Origin of the sequence: Streptomyces sp. NPDC087844 (genome assembly GCF_044742785.1) — a bacterium.
GTDB lineage: Bacteria > Actinomycetota > Actinomycetes > Streptomycetales > Streptomycetaceae > Streptomyces.
On record NZ_JBIUVD010000038.1, the window covers coordinates 20,232 to 37,931 of the forward strand.

Here is a 17,700-nt window from a genome sequence, read left to right on the forward strand (position 1 = left end):
AGCCCAGGGTAGGTATGCGTTGCAAACCTACTGGCTCACCGCAAACCTTGGACCATTCATGAACCTGGACCCGTACAAGACACTCCGCGTCGCCATCGATGCCGGAGTCGCGTGGATCACCCTGGACAACCCCCCTGTCAACGTGCTCAGTGGAACCCTGATCCGCGAATTGCACGACGCCCTCGGGGCACTGCGGGACGATCGCTCGGTCCGCGTCATCGTGTTCTCCAGCGCCAACCCCGAGCTCTTCATCGCCCACGTCGACATCCACATCCTCGACGAGATGGACGAGCTGCAGGGGATCGCGGACCGAAACCCGGACGCCAATCTCTTCCAGGGGGTCGGCGAGCTGCTGCGTCACCAGCCGCAGGTGACGATCGTCAAACTGGTGGGCAAGGCGCGAGCCGGCGGCGCCGAGTTCGTTGCGGCGGCCGACATGGCCTTCGCCGCGCGGGAGACCGCAGGTATCGGGCAGAGCGAGGTGCTGATGGGCATCGTGCCGGGCGGCGGAGGAACGCAGTACCTGCGCGAGCGGGTCGGGCGCAACCGGGCGCTGGAACTGCTGCTCACCGGTGATCTGGTGGATGCGGACACCGCGGCCGCCTATGGGTGGATCAACCGTGCGGTACCCGCGGCCGAGCTGGACGCGTTCGTCGACGGGGTGGCGGAGAAGATCGCCGCTCTTTCCCCGGAACTCATCGCCGCCGCCAAGGAATTGGTTCCTCCGGCGGACCTGACGGACGGCCTGCGAGCGGAGAACGACGCATGGGCCGAACTGGTGAGCGGGCCTCTGCCGGCACGACTCATGAGAGGGGCCCTGGAGCACGGTGCGCAGACCCCTGCGGGCGAGCGCGATCTGGAATCGGTCATGCGAAGTGTTGCCGCCGGCCTGTAGGGCGACAGTCACGGGCCAAAACCGACCGTTCGAAAAGCGGCAATCCCGCCGCCGAGGAATCACACCACGACGTGGTGAAGGACCCCACCGTGGTGACGTGCGCGCTCCCCGGCCAGTGCTGTGGATCGCGCCACATCCAAGAGGAAAGATGAAGCAATGAGGGCAGCCTTCCACGACACGCCGGGTCCCGCCAAGAGCGTGCTGCGGGTGCTTGACGTCGAACGCCCCGAGCCCGGCCCCGGTCAGGTCCGTGTTCGTATCGCACTCTCCGGGATCAACCCGGGCGACATGTTCATGCGCCTGAACTGCACCCCGCAGGACTTCCGGCGCGTCGGCGGACACACCGGCCGCCTTCCGCACCAGGACGGCACCGGCACGATCGACGAGGTCGGCGCGGGCGTCGACCCGAGCCGGATCGGTGAACGCGTGTGGATCTGGATGGCCGGCGCAGGCCATCCCTGGGGGACCGCGGCAGAGTGGACCGTAGTACCGTCCGAGCAGGCCGTTGCGCTGCCGGCCGGGATCTCCGACGAGCTCGGTGCCTGCCTCGGTATCCCGGCGATGACCGCGCACTGGTGTCTGCATGCCGACGGTTCGCCCCGCGACCGCACCGTTCTTGTCGGTCAGCGATACCTCGATGATCCGATCGACAGGCCCGGCTCCGTCGAGGATCTGCTGGGCGGCGTCGGCGTTGCGGTAGTTCACGACGAGGTCCGCACCCGCGGCCCTGGCCAGCGCGGAACTGGACCTGGCTGTCGCCGGCCCGGGAGCAAGCATCGTGACCTACGCGGCACAGCCGGACGACCCGACCTTGCCGGTCTTCCGGCTCATGTGGTCCAACCTGGTGCTGCGGTTCGCGTTGTTCCTCACCGAACCGCGGGACGCGCTGCTACGCGCCGCCACAGAGATCACGGAGGCCCTGCGCGAGGACGCGCTTACGCCGTTGCCGGTGCTCTCCTTCAGCCTCGACGACGTGGCGCTCGCACACGAGGCCGTCGAGAACGGCCTCATCGGAAAGGCTGTACTCGACCTGCGCTGATCAGTCCATCGCGAACAGCACGCGAATGAGCGACTACTGCCCGTCTGCCCGTCTGCCCGTCTGCCCGTCTGCTTGTTTGCCTGTCTGCCGTCAGAGTTCAGGGCGAGTTCGTGACTGCGCCTCGCCGCACGAGTATCCGGGTAGCGAGGTCGTGTGTCGGGAGCCTCCGCGCCCTACGCCGAGGCTCCCAGGTCCATACGTCAGGTAAGCGCTTCGGTTTCGGCGAGCACGACGGCGGCGTGGCGTGAGGAAGCCGTCTCCTCGGCGCCGGCCGCCTGGGGCAGGCCGAGCGGTTCGACGGACCCGGGCCGGGTCCAACCGTCGAGCTCACCCGTCTCCTCGGCCCGCCGGGCGTCCGCTGGGACACCAGCCCAGTCGGGGCCGGGCGCGAGGGTGGCGAACGGGTCGACGAGTGGCCTCGCTGCCGATTTCACCGGCGCCCATGCCCGTGGCCAGGACCGCGTTCTCCGGAGCCTGGCCGGCAGACTGCTTCGACGCTCATGCTCCGCGTCCAGATGCACCTGTACCGGCTGGACCACTCACCCCGCCCAGTAACCCACCCCCGGACGGCCGCCGCTGCCTGGTGTTTGCCGGAGTGGGTGGAGTGGACCCCGTCTGCACCCCGGCCCACCGCCGCGACCGCCGCGACCGCCGTGACCTCCGTGACCGCCGAGGTCAGCCGGGCCGCCCTCAGCGCGAGCGCTACGGAGGTGGCCGGTCCGGCTGGGCGCCAGCGGGCTGGTCTGCCGTCGGAGGCCCGCCCCCAGGCCAGGTCAGGCAGTCTCTACCCGGCGGCTACCCTCCGCCGGACCGTTTGGGACTGTCCCGTCCCGCAGGACTCGGGGGCGCGCGCCCGCTCACGCCGCGAAGGTCCTCCAGGTGTCGCATCTGGTAACAGCTGTTACCATCAGGGTATGGCCAAGACACAGTTGGGTGCGCGAGTCGACAGCGAGATCAAGCAACTGGCGGAAGCCCGTGCCAGGGACCGAGGCCTGAGCCTTGGCGACTACATCGCCATCCTTGTGCACGAAGACACCGAAGGGCTGCGGCAGCGGGGCCTGGTCGCCGCGGAGCGGTTCCTCACCGAGCATCAGGACGTCTTCGACGAAGCCGAGGACTCCGATCGCCGCACCCTCGGAGCGCACGCCGCGTGATGGACCTGCACATCGACGTCCCCTGGATCCTGCAGGTCGCGGAGATCGCGGGGGCGGGGGACCCTGCTCCCGATGACTACGGGGTGCCGGTGGCCGCGGTCGCTGCTCATCGGGCCGAGCTGCTGGACCAGCCCGTCTACGACGGCCCCTACGCCCGCGCCGCTGCCCTGATGCACATCCTCGGCCGCTGCCGGTGGCTGGAGCGCTCCAACATGGCCGTGGCCGCCGCGACGGGTGTGATGTATCTGGAGGCGTCCGGGATCCCGGTCAAGCCCGCCAGAGAGGATGCCATCGCCCTGCGCGACCTGCTACGGGATCCCGCCTGCACCGCCGCGAGGATCGCCGACCTGCTGCGCGGCTGGCCCAGGGCAACCTGAATCCGCAGCCGGGCACGGGGCTCGCGAGAAAAAGACAGGACCGGGGGCTCCGGCGAACTCCCTTCGGCGGCCCGCTCGACACGGCAACTGGACCACTACAGTGTCTGCCACAGTCGAAGTGATCTTCAGGAGTCCCACATGCGTGGCGAGTACGGCCTGGCGGAGTCCCTGGGGGACAGTGCCCCGGTGTCGGCGATCACCGACGATCGCTTCCTGTTGTCCGGCAACGGGAAACGCGCGGTTGTCCGACGCCCTGACGGAGGGCTCCGGTCCAGCCGCGACGGCGGTGCCGGATCGACGGGCCTGTCCGCGGATGAGGCTCGCGCCCTCGAATTGCCCGGAACCAGGCTGACGTGGCGCTTCCTCGATGGGGGTGAGTGGTCCGAATGGACACTCGTGCTCGTGGACGCGCGGGACACGATCGTGTGGGTGCACCGCGAGGGCTTCTTCCCGAGCGGCTACCGAGCCGCCGGCCCCGAGCCGACCGATGAGTCCTCCGACGGGCTGGGGCTGTGGATGGATCCCCTCGACATGGGTGAGCACTACTGCGTGACTCTGATCCAGAACGTCACACCGTACGAGGCGCTGCGCCGGTTCGGCGCAGCGGACGACGGCATCGGCACCTCCACCTGGCGGGAGTTGAGGTCACGCGCCGCCTTCGAGGAAGTCGACCACCACGAGAACCACGTCGTCGCGGCTTTCGCCCTCGGCCCGCACGCCCTACTGGTGGAGGACATCGGCAACGAAGGCGTCCACCGGCCCGACCTGTCCGCGGGCACGCTGGCCGTCTCGGCCTTCCGCAGCGACAGCTCCCAGGATTTCAGCGTCAGCCGCGACGGTGTGGAGTTGGCCTCCATGCACCTGTCGTGCCTCGGCGCGGTCGAGGGGACACACCCCGACGAGATCACCAAGGTGTTCCCGGAGATGGGCATCGACGACGTGGAAGCATACGAGAACGACCCGGAGAACCTCTTCAACGACCTGGAACTCCTCCGCAGGATCGCCGGCATTTCCCCCACCGCCGCCGACCTCGCCGGCCCCGCCTACGTCGCGATCATCCCGAACTAGGGGCAGGTCGCACACCTTGACCATCGAGCTGCCCCCCCGCGACGAATCGGCTGATCCCTGATCGGCCGGGTCCTCCCGCCCCGCCACTTTCCGGCTCACCAGACCTCGTACCGGTGACTACCCACGCACTGAAGTCTCCTCGCGGGGCGGCGCCGTTGAGGCGCGCACCACGAGTTCGGTGGCGAGTTCGATGTGGTGGGACTCGACCTTCTCGCCGTTGGCCAGTCGGAGAGCGGTGCGCAGGGCGGCACCGCCCATCTCCCGTAGTGGCTGGCGCACGGTGGTCAGCGGCGGTGAGGCCATCTGGGCCAGGCTTGTGTCGTCGAAGCCGATCACACTCAGGTCTTCAGGGACGCGCAGGCCTCGGGATCGGGCGGTTTCGATGACACCCACGGCGATCTCGTCGTTGCCTGCGAAGATCGCGGTCGGTGGCTCTTGCAGGCCAAGTAGCGCAGCGGCGCCGAGCAACCCGGTCTCGTAGGTGAACTCCCCGGGCCGGACGTAGGTGGCGGGTACCTGCACTCCTCCCGCCTCCATGGCGGCGCGGTAGCCGTGCATGCGTGCCTGGTTGCACACGGCCATGGCCGGTCCGCCGAGATAGGCGACGCGGCGGTGGCCCAGGGAGAGCAGGTGCTGGGCCGCGGCCAGGCCGCCGGCGAAGTTGGTCGCCCCGACGCTGTTGACCCGGCTGTCCGGCAGGTGCAGTGGGTCCAGCACGACCAACGGCAGCCCGGACCGGGCCAGTTCGGTCAAGTGCGCTGTGGTGTACACGCTGGTGACCGCGATGACGGCGCGGCGCCCGGCTGCGACCAGGTCCCGGGCCCAGTGCGGGGCATGGGACGCCTTACTGATCACCACCGAGGCCCCCAGTTCGGCGGCGGAGTCGATGACGCCTTCCAGGGTCTCGGCCACGTACGACTTGAGGCCGCCCTTGAACTGCACCTCTATGGTCGGGTTCACGACGGTCTCGGTGTGACGGAACACGGGCGCGAAGTAGTGGTGCTGATGCAGCAGTTCCTGCACCCGGGTGCGGGTATTCGGTGCCACGTCACCGCGACCGTTGACCACTTTGGACACGGTCGCGATGGAGACCCCAGCCGCTTGGGCGATGTCCGCCAAAGTGGTGCGCCTGGCGTTCGGTCGCATCGGTTCCTCCCAGCTGTACGTCCACCGGTGTGGTGAGCCGCCGGTCGGGCCGGCAACGCGGGTGGAACCGGTCAACCGTATGGCAAGCCGGCACCGAGATCGTCCGGCGAGGTGCCGACGAGCCTCTCGACCTCGACACGTCCGACGATCCACGTGAGGCCGCGTCAGGTGAACGCTGTCTGAGCGGCACGCATACCGACCCGTACGCCTGCTCCCGGCTCCAGCCGTACCTGGGCCCGGCGGGCCGACTGCCGGACGAGGCCGGCAGCGCGAGGACGCCCACGACCTTCGTCTCGGTCAGCAGGACATCGACCCGGTCCTGGCATGGGCGCACCGGGCCCATGTCGACGCGGCATGACCTGCACCGACGATCTGTCAGCCGCAGCCATCGCAGCAGTCTCCGTCCTCAACCATCGCAGTTCGAAACAGTTTCGGTCCCTAGCGGCGTTCCTCGGGAGTCGTTCCTGCTCGATGCTATGCAGCTTGTTGCATACCCACAACGTGCGTGCACGAATCTTGACACGGCATCAGTTCGAAACCTAATTTGCACGATCAGAGTTCCAAGAAGGAGATTTCGAAAACCTTTCACCATGACTCACGAGTAGCCGATGGCTCTCGGGTGCGGAGAAAAGCATGGCGATCCCTCTTTCGCGACGTACCCTCCTCGGTCTGGCCGCCGGCGTGCCGGCCTCGGCCGCGCTGGCGGCCTGCGGCTCGTCCGGCCCCGGCAAGAGCGGCGGTGGGGCCTCCTACTGGTACCTGAACGGTCAGCCGCAGGAAGGCGTCAGGGCCGGCGCGGTGAAGGCGTACAACAAGGCCCACTCCAAGGAGCAGATCGAGGACTTCACCTTCCAGAACGACGCGTACAAGACGAAGATCAAGACCGCCATCGGTGCCGGCGAGGCGCCCACCATCATCTGGGGCTGGGGCGGCGGGACGCTGCGCACCTACGTGAAGGCCGGTCAGGTCGAGGACCTCACCTCGTGGTGCGACGAGCACTCCGAGGTCAAGAAGGGGCTGCTCCCGTCCTCGTTCGCCGCGGCGACCGTCGACGGCAAGATCTACGCGATGCCGTGCGAGACCGTGCAGCCGATCATCCTCTACTACAACAAGAAGGTCTTCGAGCAGGTCGGTGTGCAGCCGCCGAAGTCCTGGGGCGACATCATGGCGCTGGTACCCAAGTTCAACGCGAAGGGGATAGCGCCGTTCTCCCTGGGTGGCCAGTCCCAGTGGACGAACATGATGTGGCTGGAGTTCCTGTTCGACCGCGTCGGCGGTCCGGAGTTGTTCCAGGCCGTCATCGAGGGCGAGAAGAACGCCTGGTCCCACCCGGACGCCATCACCGCGCTGACGAAGGTGCAGGAGCTGGTCAAGGCCCGCGGCTTCATCAAGGGCTTCTCCTCGATCACCGCGGACTCCAACGCCGACCAGGCGCTGCTGTACACCGGCAGGGCCGCGATGATGCTGCACGGCGCCTGGTCGTACGGTATCCAGAAGGCCAGGGGCGGTGACTTCGTTCCCAGCGGCGCGCTGGGCTACATGACCTTCCCGCCCGTCGAAGGCGGCAAGGGCGATCCGAGCAACACCGTCGGCAACCCGGCTCAGTACCTGTCCATCTCCTCGAAGGCCGATGCGAAACAGAAGAAGGTCGCCAAGGACTACCTCGCCACGGGCGTCCTCCAGGACGCCGAGGTGAAGAGCTGGATCGACAACGGGTCGGTTCCCATCCGGCTGGGCACCGAGAAGCTGCTGGCCGCCTCCAAGAGTGCCGACTTCCTGCAGTTCACCTATGACACCGCCACCAAGGCCAAGGTGTTCGGCCAGTCCTGGGACCAGGCCCTCACTCCGACACCCGCCGCGACCATGCTGGACAACATCGTCAAATTGTTCCAACTGTCCATCACACCGAAGCAGTTCGCGAGCAACCTGAACGCAGTCACCGGCACATGAGCTCAGTCACCGGCCGTCCACCACGCCGCGCACCGCGCAGCATCCTGCCGTGGCTTGCGGTGCCGGCGCTGGTGGTCTTCATCGGCTTCGCCGTGATTCCGCTGGTCGGTGTCTTCGCGCTGAGCTTCACCACGTGGGACGGGATCGGCGCGATCCACCTGTCGGGGCTGACCACCTGGCGTGCGGTTCTCACCGACCCCGGACTGCCGCATGCCCTCTGGGTGACGTTTCTGGTGATGGCCGTCTCCTGGGCCGTTCAGACGCCGCTGAGCATTCTGCTCGGCACGTTCATGGCAGGCCGTCAGCGCTACCGTGCGGTGCTGGGCGTGGTGTACTTCATCCCGTTGATGCTCAGCTCCGCGGCGATCGCGATCGCCTACAAAGCCCTGCTGGACCCCAACTTCGGGCTCGGCGCCGGGCTGAAGATCGAGGTGCTCAGCCAGGACTGGCTGGGGCGGCCCGGGCTCGCGTTCGGACTCGTCGTCTTCGTCGTCTCCTGGCAGTTCATCCCGTTCCACTCCCTGATCTACCAGGGTGGCGTCCAGCAGATCCCGAAGTCCCTCTACGAAGCGGCGCAGTTGGACGGAGCCGGACGGATCCGGCAGTTCTTCAGCATCACGCTGCCCCAACTGAAATACACCATCATCACCTCGTCCACGCTGATGGTGGTCGGGTCGCTCACCTTCTTCGACCTGATCTTCATCCTGACCGAGGGCGGCCCCGGCGACGCCACGCAAGTCCTCGCACTGGACATGTACAAGCGGGGGTTCAGGGCCAGCCTGATGGGGCCGGCCAGCGCCATCGCGGTCATCCTGGTCCTGGTGGGTCTGGCCCTCGCCCTGCTGCTGCGCCGGCTCGGCGGCCGGGACGCCGGCGCGAGCCAACTGGAGGGGGCCTGACGTGACCACCACCCGGACCGAGCCACGACCACCGCGGAAGGCCGCCCGCCGCGAGCGGCAACGCCGCTCCCGTCCGGCGAGCCGCCGACGCAACTGGGCCGGCGGCCTGGCCGGCTGGATCTGGCTCGTCGTCGTCGCCGTACCCCTGTACTGGAGCCTCATCACGAGCTTCAAGGCCCAGAACCGCTACTACGCGAGCAACCCACTGGTGCCGTCGGGCGACCCGACACTGGAGAACTACCGGCTGGTCATCGACTCCGACTTCCCCCGCTACTTCGTGAACAGCGTCGTGGTCACCGCCGGCGCCGTCATACCGGCGGTCGTCTTCTCCTTCATGGCCGCCTACGCGATCGTCCGTGGTTGGCGCATGCGGGTCCTTCGCGCGACGAACGGGCTGTTCCTCATGGGCCTGGCCATCCCGCTGCAGGCCACGGTGATCCCGGTCTACCTGATCATCATCAAACTGCATCTGTACGACAGCCTGCTGGCGCTGATCCTCCCGTCGATCGCCTTCGCCATCCCGCTGTCCGTACTGGTGCTCACCAACTTCATCCGCGACGTGCCCAAAGAGCTGTTCGACTCGATGCGGGTCGACGGTGCCACCGAATGGACGACACTGTGGCGGCTGGCGGCGCCGCTCACCCGACCGGCCATCCTCACGGTGACCATCTTCAACGCATTGACCATCTGGAACGGGTTCCTGCTGCCGTTGATCCTCACCCAGAGTCCCGACCGCCGGACCCTGCCGCTCGCACTGTGGACCTTCCAGGGCCAGTACGGAGTCAACGTACCCGCCGTTCTCGCCGCCGTAGTCCTCACCACACTGCCCCTCCTGGTGCTGTACGCGTTCGGCCGCCGCCAGCTGCTGAGCGGTCTGACCGCCGGATTCAGCCGTTGACCGACCCCGAGCCGGACGCGATCCGCCCCGCCCTTCAGTCCCGCTCGTCCACCTGGTTCGTCCGTCTCACCCTGGCCGAGGGTCTGACGGGCATGGGAGGAAAGTGAACCCCGACGTGACCGTAGAGAACACCCCCGAACTCCCCCTCTGGAACGACCCCTGCATGCCCGTCACCGCGAGAGTCGACGCCCTCATCGACGCGATGACCCTGCAGGAGAAGACCGCCCAGCTGTACGGAGTGTGGGTGGGCGCCTCCGACCAGGGCGGCGAAGCCGCCCCTCATCAGCACGACATGGAGGAGCCCGTCGATCTCGACACCCTCCTGCCCGCCGGACTGGGCCAGTTGACCCGGCCCTTCGGCACGGTCCCGGTCGACCCCGCCCTGGGCGCGCTCTCCCTGGCCCGCACCCAGACCCGTATCGCCGCCACGAACCGGTTCGGCATCCCCGCTCTCGCGCATGACGAGTGTCTGGCCGGCTTCGCTGCCTGGGGGGCGACGGCCTACCCCGTTCCGCTGTCCTGGGGCGCCACCTTCGATCCGGACACGGTGCGGCGCATGGCCGCCGCCATCGGCCGCGACATGCGTGCCGTCGGCGTCCACCAGGGACTGGCGCCCGTCCTGGATGTGGTGCGCGACGCCCGCTGGGGCCGGGTCGAGGAGACCATCGGCGAGGACCCGTACCTCGTCGGCACCATCGGGACGGCCTACGTGCAGGGCCTTGAGTCCGCCGGGATCATCGCCACCCTCAAGCACTTCGTCGGCTACTCGGCCTCCCGCGCCGGCCGCAACCTCGCCCCCTCTTCCGTGGGCCCGCGTGAGCGCGCCGACGTTCTGCTGCCTCCCTTCGAGATGGCGATCCGTGAGAGCGGCGCCCGGTCGGTGATGAACGCCTACACCGACACCGACGGCATGCCCTCCGCGGCCGACGAGGAGTTGCTCACCGGGCTGCTGCGCGACACGTGGGGCTTCGACGGCACCGTCGTCGCCGACTACTTCGCCATCGCCTTCCTCAAGACGCTGCACGGCGTCGCAGCGGACTGGGCCGGCGCCGCGGGCACGGCGCTGCGGGCGGGTGTCGACGTCGAACTGCCCAACGTCAAGACGTACGGCGCGCCCCTGACCGAGGCCGTCACCGACGGCCGCGTACCGGAGGCGCTGGTCGATCGCGCCCTGCGCCGGACACTCACCCAGAAGGTGATGCTCGGCCTGCTCGACGCGGACTGGAACCCCGTACCGGCCGCGCTCGACGGGGCGGACCTGGACGACCCCGCCGCCCTGCGCGGCCGGATCGACCTGGACGGTCCGGAGAACCGCGCACTGGCCCGCACGGTCGCCGAGAAAGCGGTCGTGCTGCTGAGCAACGACGGCACTCTGCCGCTCCAGAGGCCGCGCCGCATCGCCCTGCTCGGTCCCAACGCCGACGAGCCCATAGCCGTACTGGGCTGCTACTCCTTCCCTCAGCACATCGGCGTCCGCCACCCCGGTACCCCCCTCGGCATCGAACTGCCCACGCTGCGCGACACCCTCGCCGCCGAGTTCCCCGACGCCCGGATCACGGTCGCCCGCGGCACCGGGATCGACGACGGAGATCTCTCCGGCATCAGCGAGGCCGCCCAGGTGGCACGCGAGGCCGACATCGCCCTGGTGGTGCTCGGCGACCGAGCGGGGCTCTTCGGGCGGGGCACCAGCGGCGAGGGATGCGACGTCGCGTCGTTGCTGCTGCCCGGCGCGCAGCAGCAACTGCTCGACACCCTGCTCGACCTGGAGACACCCGTGGTCACCGTGCTGCTCGCGGGACGACCGTACGCCCTCGGCCGCGCCGTGGAGGAGTCCGCCGCGATCGTGCAGTCCTTCTTCCCGGGTGAGGAGGGCACGCACGCGATCGCCGGGGTGCTCAGCGGCCGTACCGATCCCTCCGGACGTCTCCCGGTCAGCGTGCCGCGGGGGCCGGGCTCCCAGCCGGCCACGTACCTCGGGGCGCGGCTCGCTCACGCCGGCGCGGTGTCCAACATCGACCCGACCCCCGCGTTCGCCTTCGGCCACGGCCTGTCCTACACGCGGTTCGACTGGACAGACCTGACCTTGGACGCCCAGGAGGTGTCGACGGACGGCGAGTTCACGCTCACCTTCACCGTCCGTAACACGGGCGGACGGCCCGGCACCGAGGTCGTCCAGCTCTATCTGCACGACCCGGTCGCCTCTGTCGTCCAGCCGGTGCAGCGCCTCGTCGGCTACACCCGGGTCGGACTGAAGCAGGGCGAGGCGCGGCAGCTCCGTGTCACGGTCCCGGCCGATCTGGCTTCCTTCACCGGGCGCGACGGTCGGCGCGTCGTCGAACCGGGCGAGCTGGAAGTGCGGTTGGCCGCCTCCAGCGCGGATCCGCGCCTGACGGCCAGGGTCACGTTGACCGGAGCCGAGCGCCACGTGGATCACACGCGGCGCATGCACACCACGATCGGGCAGGAGCCGGTCGGCCGGGCCGAACCGGGCGTGTGCGGCGCCCGTCGCGGTAGCGCTGCGCACACCGTATGAGTCCTCGTCGTCTCACAGCACGCCGCGCCGGGCGAGGTTGAGCATCAGCGCTCGTACGCCGAACGTCCACGGCGCGGCCTGCTCGCTGGGGACGACGGTGTTGACCAGAGCGCCGAGTCGCGGGCTGGAGATCCGCACGACGTCGCCGTACTCGTGGGTGAAGCCCGCGCCGGGTGCTTGTCGGTCCTCGGTGGGGGCGAACAGCGTTCCGGTGAACAGCACGAAGCCGTCCGGGTATTGATGGTGCGGACCGTGCACGGCGGCCACCAGGTCCAGTACGTCGCGGCTGATCTCGCGCATGGAACTGCTGCCGTGCAGTACGTAGCCGTCCGCGCCGTCGATCCGCAGGTCGATGTCGAGCCCACGCACGGTGTCGAGGTCGAAACCCTCGTCGAACAGGCGGATGAACGGGCCGATCGCACAGGAGGCGTTGTTGTCCTTCGCACGGGACAGCAGCAAGGCGCTGCGTCCCTCGATGTCGCGGAGGTTGACGTCGTTACCGAGCGTCGCGCCGCGTACCCGGCCGCGCGAGTCCACGACGAGGACGGCCTCGGGCTCGGGGTTGTTCCACACCGAGGCGCCGAGCACTCCGACGTCGGCGCCGGTGCCGACCGCGGACAGCACCGGGGCCTTGGTGAACACTTCCGGGTCCGGTCCGATCCCGACCTCCAGGTACTGCGACCACAGTCCTTCGGAGACGAGCAGTTCCTTGGCCTTGTCCGCTTCCGGCGATCCGGGACGGATGCCGTCGAGCGTGCCGCCCACCAGCTGCCCGACACGGGCCCGCACCCGTGCGGCCTGTGCCGGATCACCGCCTGTGCGCTCTTCGATGACGCGTTCCAGCAGACTCCGGGCGAAGGTGACGCCCGCGGCCTTGATCACCTGAAGGTCGACGGGCGCGAGCAGATGCGGAACGTCGCGGCGGCCGGTCGGTGCCGCCAGCAGTTCGTCCAGGCGCCAGACGTGTCCGCCGTGGGCCTCACGGACGACTGCCGCCGCGTCGTCGCGTTCCATGAGGTCGCAGACGGTGGGTGCGACGGCCGTCAGGTCGACCACCTGATCGCCGCGGACCGCGGCCACACACGGTCCGTCGCTTGCCGGGTCGTGGACGCGCGCGACGAGGGCCGCCCGGTCGGCGTCCTCCGGCAGGACGGAGCCCGCTGTGAGGACCGGACGAGTGCGCGCTGCTGCCGATTCCACGATCGATACTCTCCTGGATTCGAGGGGTGTGGTCGCCCGGGGCGGACTCAGTGGGAGTCGCGGGGGACCTCGTGTCCACGGCTTCCACGCAGAAAGCCGAAGTCGGCGCCTCGGTCGGCCTGTTCCACGTGCTGGGTGTAGAGCCAGGCGTAGCCGCTGGTGTGGCGCTCGGCGGGCGCCCTCCATGCCTGCCGGCGCCGCGCGAGCTCGGCGTCGTCCACGTCCAGGCGCAGAACGCGGTTCGGGACGTCGAGGACGACTGGGTCCCCGTCGTGCACCAGGGCGAGAGGTCCGCCGACGGCGGCCTCGGGCGCCACGTGCAGGACCACCGTCCCGTACCCCGTGCCGCTCATCCGGCCGTCGCAGACGCGCACCATGTCCTTGACGCCGGCCTTCAGCAGCTTGGCGGGCAGCGGGACGTTGGAGACCTCGGGCATACCGGGGTAGCCCTTGGGGCCGGCGTTGCGGATGACGATGACGGTGTTCTCGTCGATGTCGAGGTCCGGGTCGTCGGCCACCTCGTGATAGGCCTCGGGGGAGTCGAAGACGCGCGCGGGGCCGCGGTGGGTGAGCAGGTGCGGTGAGGCGGCGGACTGCTTGATCACGGCGCCGTCGGGGCACAGGTTGCCTCGGAGGACGGCGATACCGGTGCCGGCCGGCTGGAAGGGGGCGTCGAGGCGGGTGATCACGTCGGAGTCGACGCGTTCGGCGTTCTCGGTGTTCTCGGCGATGGTGCGGCCGGTGACCGTGGTCTGTCCGCCGTGCAGGAGCCTGCCGCCGAGCAGCTCGGCCATGACGGCGGGCAGGCCGCCCGCGTAGCAGAAGTCCTCCATGAGGTATGTGCCGCTGGGCATCAGGTTGACCAGGGTCGGCACCGCGCGGACCAGGTCGTCGAAATCCTGCAGGTTCAACTCGACGCCGACGCGTCCGGCGATGGCGGTGAGATGGATGAGGGCGTTCGTGGAGCCGCCGATGGCCGCGTTGACCCGGATGGCGTTCTCGAATGCCTCCCGGGTCAGGATCTGCGAGGGGCGCAGTTCCTCCTCCACCATCCGTACGATGCGCTGGCCCGCCGCCTGCGCGATCTCCATCCGCCGGGAATCGACCGCGGGCCAGGCCGCCGAGCCAGGCAGCTGCATGCCGAGCGCCTCGGCCATGCAGGCCATCGTCGAGGCGGTCCCCATCGTCATGCAGTGCCCGTTGGAACGGGCCATGCACCCCTCCGCGAAGAAGCACTCCTCCTCGGTCATCCGGCCGGTCTTCAGGTCCTCCTCGAACTTCCACACGTGGGTGCCGGATCCCACGTCCTGACCCCGGTACTTGCCGTTGAGCATCGGCCCGCCGGTGACCATGACGGCAGGCAGGTCGACGCTGGCGGCGGCCATGAGCATGGCGGGGGTCGTCTTGTCGCAGCCGGCCAGCAGCACGACACCGTCGAGCGGATTGGCCCGGATCAGCTCCTCGACCTCCATGGCCATGAGGTTGCGGTACAGCATGGCGGTGGGGCGCATCAGGGTCTCGCCGGTGGCCATGGTGGGGAACACGAGAGGTAAGCCACCCGCCTGCCATACGCCGCGCCTGACGGCTTCGGCGACGCGTGTCAGATGGGCGTTGCACGGGGCGAGTTCGGAGGCACTGGTCGCGATGCCGATGACGGGCCGCCCGTCGAACACCTCGTGCCCGAATCCCTGGTTGCGCATCCACGAGCGGTACACCATCCCGCCGCGGCCGCGTGCGCCGAACCATGCCTGGCTCCGGCGGCTCGTCTGCTGGCCGTCAGTCATCTGGACACTCCCGTGGCTCTGGCGTCGTCCGCTCAGCGATGGGGCGTTGTCGGGCACGGACCCACAGCCATACCCTGTGACGCAATCATTAAATGATTCGATGAATGGCGTCCAGGGGGCGAACAGAGATCGTGGTGCACTTTCTGACCCTGCACCAGCGCGTGGTCCACGAACTCGGGCGGCGCATCGTGGGCGGCGCGTGGGGGCCGGGGGACCCGTTGCCGGTCGAGGACGCGCTCGCGGCCGAGATCGGCGTCAGCCGGGGGGTGGTGCGGGAAGCGGTCAAGGCACTGGTGGCCAAGGGAATGCTGCACGTACGCCCGCGCACCGGTACGCGCGTACTGGCCCCGGAGCACTGGAACCACCTGGACCGTGACGTGCTGCGCTGGAAACAGGCCCGGGACGCCACGGCTCTGCTGCGCGACACGGGTGAACTGCGCCGGATCGTCGAGCCCCAGGCGGCCCGGCTCGCTGCCGACCGGGCGGGCCCCGACGACGTGCGAGTCCTGTACGACGCCCTGGCGGCCATGGAGGCCGCGGCGTCGGAACCCGGCCGCAGCGGCTACGTCGAGGCCGACATCGCCTTCCACCGGGCCCTGCTCGACGCCAGCGGCAACCGTCTCCTCGGCTCGCTGGGCCGTGCCGTCGACATCGCGCTGGAACACAGTTTCCTTGTCAGCACCCAGACTCCCGGCGCGGTGGAAGCCTCGCTCCCGCGTCACCGGGCCGTGGCGGAGGCCGTCGAGGCCCGCGATCCCGAGGCCGCGGCAGCCGCCGTACTGGCCATCGTCGAGGCCACCGAACAAGAGATCGCCCGGTCACCCGGGATGCCGAGCGATGCCGTGTGACCTGGTTTGTTCACCGATTGCGGCAGCAGTTGGTGATCAGCAGGCTCGTCGATGTGCACGAGACATGACGGCGTCGTTGCTCCGGGGCGTCACATTGCTGTGCGGAGCTCCAGGCCAGGTCTCACACTGCGGGCATGGATGAAGCCAGCGATCCCACGGCCGTCGTATCTGCGTCGCAGTCGAGTGAGTCACTGGGGTATCCGCCTGATGCCAGGTTGCTGATCATCAACTGCGATGACTTCGGGATGTGTCCAGCGATCAACGCCGCGGTGATCGAGTCGGTCGAAGAGGGAAGAGGGCATCGCCAGTTCGTGCAGCCTGACGGTCCCCTGTCCTGGGGCGCCGCAGGCCATGGAACTGCTCAGCCGGCGCCCGCAGATCCCCTTCGGGATCCACCTCACTCCGGTGTGCGAGATGCCTGGCATCCCGTGGGGGCCGCTGATCGCCAAAGAACGAGTTTCCTCACGCCTGGACCCTGCTGGCGAGCTGTTCCCGCCGACACCTGTCGGGCGGGCAGCCTTGCTCGGCCAGGCTCGGCTCGATGAGATCGAACGTGAGCTCCGCGCCCAGATCGATGCCGTCGCCGACGTCGGGGTCACGCCGACCCATCTCGACTTCCATTGCCTGGCCGATGGCGGCCGCGACGACATCCTCGACCTGACCGCGGTGCCGGCGGCGGAGTACGGCCTCGCGGTCCGGGTGTGGCTCGAACCCGGGCGCCAGGTGATGCGGAGACGAGGGCTGCCGGTCACCGACAACGACTTCCTGGACAGCTTCTCCCTCGACACCGAAGGCAAGGCGGCCCGGTACGCCCAGCTGCTGCGTGACCTGCCTGCCGGGCTGAATGAATGGGCGGTACATCCCAGTCTGGGCGACGAGGAGTCACATGCTGCAGACAGTGGCTGGCCCGTGCGCCGGACGGACTACAAGTTCCTGACATCGCCGCAGGCCCGTGAGGTTCTCCAGCAGGAGGACATAGCCGTGATCGACTACCGAACGATGCAGCGAGTCTGGGCCAAGAGCGCGAGCCCGCGCTGACCGACGGGGTCCGTCGTCCCCACGGACGACGGACCACTGAGTTGTCCACCCTCCGAACGACTCGTAGGAGGCGATCGCGACGCTGCCGGACAGGTAGGTGCAACGGATCAGCGGGGCGGTGGTCAGGCGGAGGACCGGAGTGTCGATGTCGTCGAAGCCGGGTGCCGGTGTCCAGGGGTGTGGCCGATCCGGCTGCGACCGGCACGTCGAGCAGGGGGCCTGGGCCGAAGTTCTCCGCGGTCAGCTCGTCGGCGAGCATCCTGCGGGTGACGCTGATCAGTCCGGCAGTGACATCGAGGGCGGCGGCAAGGAAGGTATGGCCCATCGGTGGCAGTGGGCCGCTGTATTCGGCGGCCACGGCGGTGGCGCCCGGGGCGTGGCTGCCGGCCAGGCGCTGCTCGGTCGCGATCCCGCGCAGGTACGCACGTGGCCTTCTCGATGCCGCCGGGGACGGCCTGGGCGGACACAGAGTCGAGAGGTCGGTGGTGCTCGCGGGCGGCGGCCAGGATGTCACCGGAGAGGTCCAGGACGGTGCGCCGGGCCCACACCAGCAGCGGGGACATGACGGCCGGGTGCACGATCGGGATGCTGCTCCCGCCGTCCGTGGCGTCGTCGTTGGTGCCGAGGAAGTTGGTCATGGCCGCGGCAGGGGCCAGGTTTCGCGAGCATCGGGACTTCGAAGTGATCACCAGCGTGCCGGGCGCCCTGGCGTCATCCTCGGCGCCGGGTTCCTGGCCGCGACCGGCGGCGACATGAGCGCCTTCGGCACCGCGACTTCGCCGAGGCAGCGGCAAGGGACACCGATCACGTTCTGCGGTCACCCTACTGACCTATGTGAAACGGAGCGCGGACACCGCCGTGCCGAGGCCTC

General features: G+C 69.0%; 15 protein-coding genes and 1 pseudogene. 12 read left to right on the forward strand and 4 right to left on the reverse strand.

The features are described from left to right. Window positions 1-58: 58 nt before the first annotated feature. From ACIOKD_RS40675 to ACIOKD_RS40685, 3 genes and pseudogenes are all read left to right on the forward strand, one after another. Window positions 59-895, forward strand: coding sequence for an enoyl-CoA hydratase/isomerase family protein (locus ACIOKD_RS40675; protein ID WP_402093439.1), 837 nt, complete (start codon window positions 59-61; stop codon window positions 893-895). Between the two features lie 294 nt (window positions 896-1,189). Beyond that, window positions 1,190-1,351: pseudogene (locus ACIOKD_RS40680) on the forward strand (NADPH:quinone reductase); the annotation flags it as partial. Between the two features lie 322 nt (window positions 1,352-1,673). Next, the gene (locus ACIOKD_RS40685) at window positions 1,674-1,934 is read left to right on the forward strand and encodes a hypothetical protein (protein WP_402093465.1); all 261 of its coding nucleotides are present in this window, start codon (window positions 1,674-1,676) and stop codon (window positions 1,932-1,934) included. 200 nt (window positions 1,935-2,134) lie between these two features. Here the strand turns inward: ACIOKD_RS40685 and ACIOKD_RS40690 are convergent, their stop codons facing one another. Continuing rightward, window positions 2,135-2,368 carry a hypothetical protein gene (locus ACIOKD_RS40690; RefSeq protein WP_402093442.1) on the reverse strand — a complete coding sequence of 78 codons (234 nt, stop codon included), beginning with the start codon at window positions 2,366-2,368 and terminating at the stop codon, window positions 2,135-2,137. Between the two features lie 480 nt (window positions 2,369-2,848). Here ACIOKD_RS40690 and ACIOKD_RS40695 point away from each other — a divergent pair, with 480 nt between their 5' ends. The 3 genes from ACIOKD_RS40695 (at window position 2,849) to ACIOKD_RS40705 (ending at window position 4,533) form a co-directional block, all read left to right on the forward strand. Continuing rightward, on the forward strand, window positions 2,849-3,088 hold the full coding sequence (locus tag ACIOKD_RS40695) for a hypothetical protein (protein WP_402093443.1): 240 nt from the start codon (window positions 2,849-2,851) through the stop codon (window positions 3,086-3,088). After that, window positions 3,088-3,465 (forward strand): fic family toxin-antitoxin system, toxin component, encoded by a 378-nt coding sequence (locus ACIOKD_RS40700; RefSeq protein WP_402093462.1) that lies wholly within the window; start codon window positions 3,088-3,090, stop codon window positions 3,463-3,465. Before ACIOKD_RS40695 ends, ACIOKD_RS40700 begins: the two co-directional genes overlap by 1 nt. Before the next feature lie 138 nt (window positions 3,466-3,603). Then, on the forward strand, window positions 3,604-4,533 hold the full coding sequence (locus ACIOKD_RS40705) for a DUF6461 domain-containing protein (RefSeq protein WP_402093444.1): 930 nt from the start codon (window positions 3,604-3,606) through the stop codon (window positions 4,531-4,533). 117 nt (window positions 4,534-4,650) lie between these two features. Here the strand turns inward: ACIOKD_RS40705 and ACIOKD_RS40710 are convergent, their stop codons facing one another. Further along, window positions 4,651-5,679 (reverse strand): LacI family DNA-binding transcriptional regulator, encoded by a 1,029-nt coding sequence (locus ACIOKD_RS40710; protein ID WP_402093446.1) that lies wholly within the window; start codon window positions 5,677-5,679, stop codon window positions 4,651-4,653. A gap of 639 nt (window positions 5,680-6,318) precedes the next feature. On the opposite strand from ACIOKD_RS40710, the gene ACIOKD_RS40715 reads away from it, so the two are divergent. From ACIOKD_RS40715 to ACIOKD_RS40730, 4 genes are all read left to right on the forward strand, one after another. Further along, entirely contained in the window at window positions 6,319-7,629 is a 1,311-nt protein-coding gene (locus ACIOKD_RS40715; protein ID WP_402093464.1) for an extracellular solute-binding protein, read from the forward strand. Next, a complete protein-coding gene (locus ACIOKD_RS40720) occupies window positions 7,626-8,528 on the forward strand; it encodes a carbohydrate ABC transporter permease (protein ID WP_402093448.1) in 903 nt (300 codons plus the stop codon). The genes ACIOKD_RS40715 and ACIOKD_RS40720 overlap by 4 nt, the downstream gene beginning before the upstream one ends. 1 nt (window position 8,529) lies before the next feature. Next, entirely contained in the window at window positions 8,530-9,426 is an 897-nt protein-coding gene (locus ACIOKD_RS40725; RefSeq protein ID WP_402093450.1) for a carbohydrate ABC transporter permease, read from the forward strand. A gap of 103 nt (window positions 9,427-9,529) precedes the next feature. Beyond that, window positions 9,530-11,959 (forward strand): glycoside hydrolase family 3 N-terminal domain-containing protein, encoded by a 2,430-nt coding sequence (locus ACIOKD_RS40730; protein WP_402093452.1) that lies wholly within the window; start codon window positions 9,530-9,532, stop codon window positions 11,957-11,959. A 12-nt stretch (window positions 11,960-11,971) separates the two neighbouring features. On the opposite strand, the gene ACIOKD_RS40735 is transcribed toward ACIOKD_RS40730, so the two are convergent. Both ACIOKD_RS40735 and ACIOKD_RS40740 read right to left on the reverse strand, forming a co-directional pair. Beyond that, window positions 11,972-13,159, reverse strand: coding sequence for a fumarylacetoacetate hydrolase family protein (locus tag ACIOKD_RS40735; RefSeq protein WP_402093453.1), 1,188 nt, complete (start codon window positions 13,157-13,159; stop codon window positions 11,972-11,974). Between the two features lie 47 nt (window positions 13,160-13,206). Further along, the gene (locus ACIOKD_RS40740) at window positions 13,207-14,943 is read right to left on the reverse strand and encodes an IlvD/Edd family dehydratase (RefSeq protein WP_402093454.1); all 1,737 of its coding nucleotides are present in this window, start codon (window positions 14,941-14,943) and stop codon (window positions 13,207-13,209) included. Between the two features lie 104 nt (window positions 14,944-15,047). Between ACIOKD_RS40740 and ACIOKD_RS40745 the strand changes: the two genes are divergently transcribed. Continuing rightward, window positions 15,048-15,791, forward strand: a complete 744-nt coding sequence (locus ACIOKD_RS40745) for a FadR/GntR family transcriptional regulator (protein WP_402093456.1) — start codon at window positions 15,048-15,050, stop codon at window positions 15,789-15,791. Between the two features lie 351 nt (window positions 15,792-16,142). After that, entirely contained in the window at window positions 16,143-16,829 is a 687-nt protein-coding gene (locus ACIOKD_RS40750; protein ID WP_402093457.1) for a ChbG/HpnK family deacetylase, read from the forward strand. Window positions 16,830-17,700 lie beyond the last annotated feature (871 nt).

Bases quoted from the DNA above. Each gene is read 5' to 3' on its own strand.
- ACIOKD_RS40675 (WP_402093439.1), top strand. From the start codon at position 59: ATGAACCTGGACCCGTACAAGACACTCCGCGTCGCCATCGATGCCGGA.
- ACIOKD_RS40695 (WP_402093443.1), top strand. From the start codon at position 2,849: ATGGCCAAGACACAGTTGGGTGCGCGAGTCGACAGCGAGATCAAGCAA.
- ACIOKD_RS40700 (WP_402093462.1), top strand. From the start codon at position 3,088: ATGGACCTGCACATCGACGTCCCCTGGATCCTGCAGGTCGCGGAGATC.
- ACIOKD_RS40705 (WP_402093444.1), top strand. From the start codon at position 3,604: ATGCGTGGCGAGTACGGCCTGGCGGAGTCCCTGGGGGACAGTGCCCCG.
- ACIOKD_RS40710 (WP_402093446.1), bottom strand. From the start codon at position 5,679: ATGCGACCGAACGCCAGGCGCACCACTTTGGCGGACATCGCCCAAGCG.
- ACIOKD_RS40720 (WP_402093448.1), top strand. From the start codon at position 7,626: ATGAGCTCAGTCACCGGCCGTCCACCACGCCGCGCACCGCGCAGCATC.
- ACIOKD_RS40740 (WP_402093454.1), bottom strand. From the start codon at position 14,943: ATGACTGACGGCCAGCAGACGAGCCGCCGGAGCCAGGCATGGTTCGGC.
- ACIOKD_RS40745 (WP_402093456.1), top strand. From the start codon at position 15,048: ATGGCGTCCAGGGGGCGAACAGAGATCGTGGTGCACTTTCTGACCCTG.
- ACIOKD_RS40750 (WP_402093457.1), top strand. From the start codon at position 16,143: ATGGAACTGCTCAGCCGGCGCCCGCAGATCCCCTTCGGGATCCACCTC.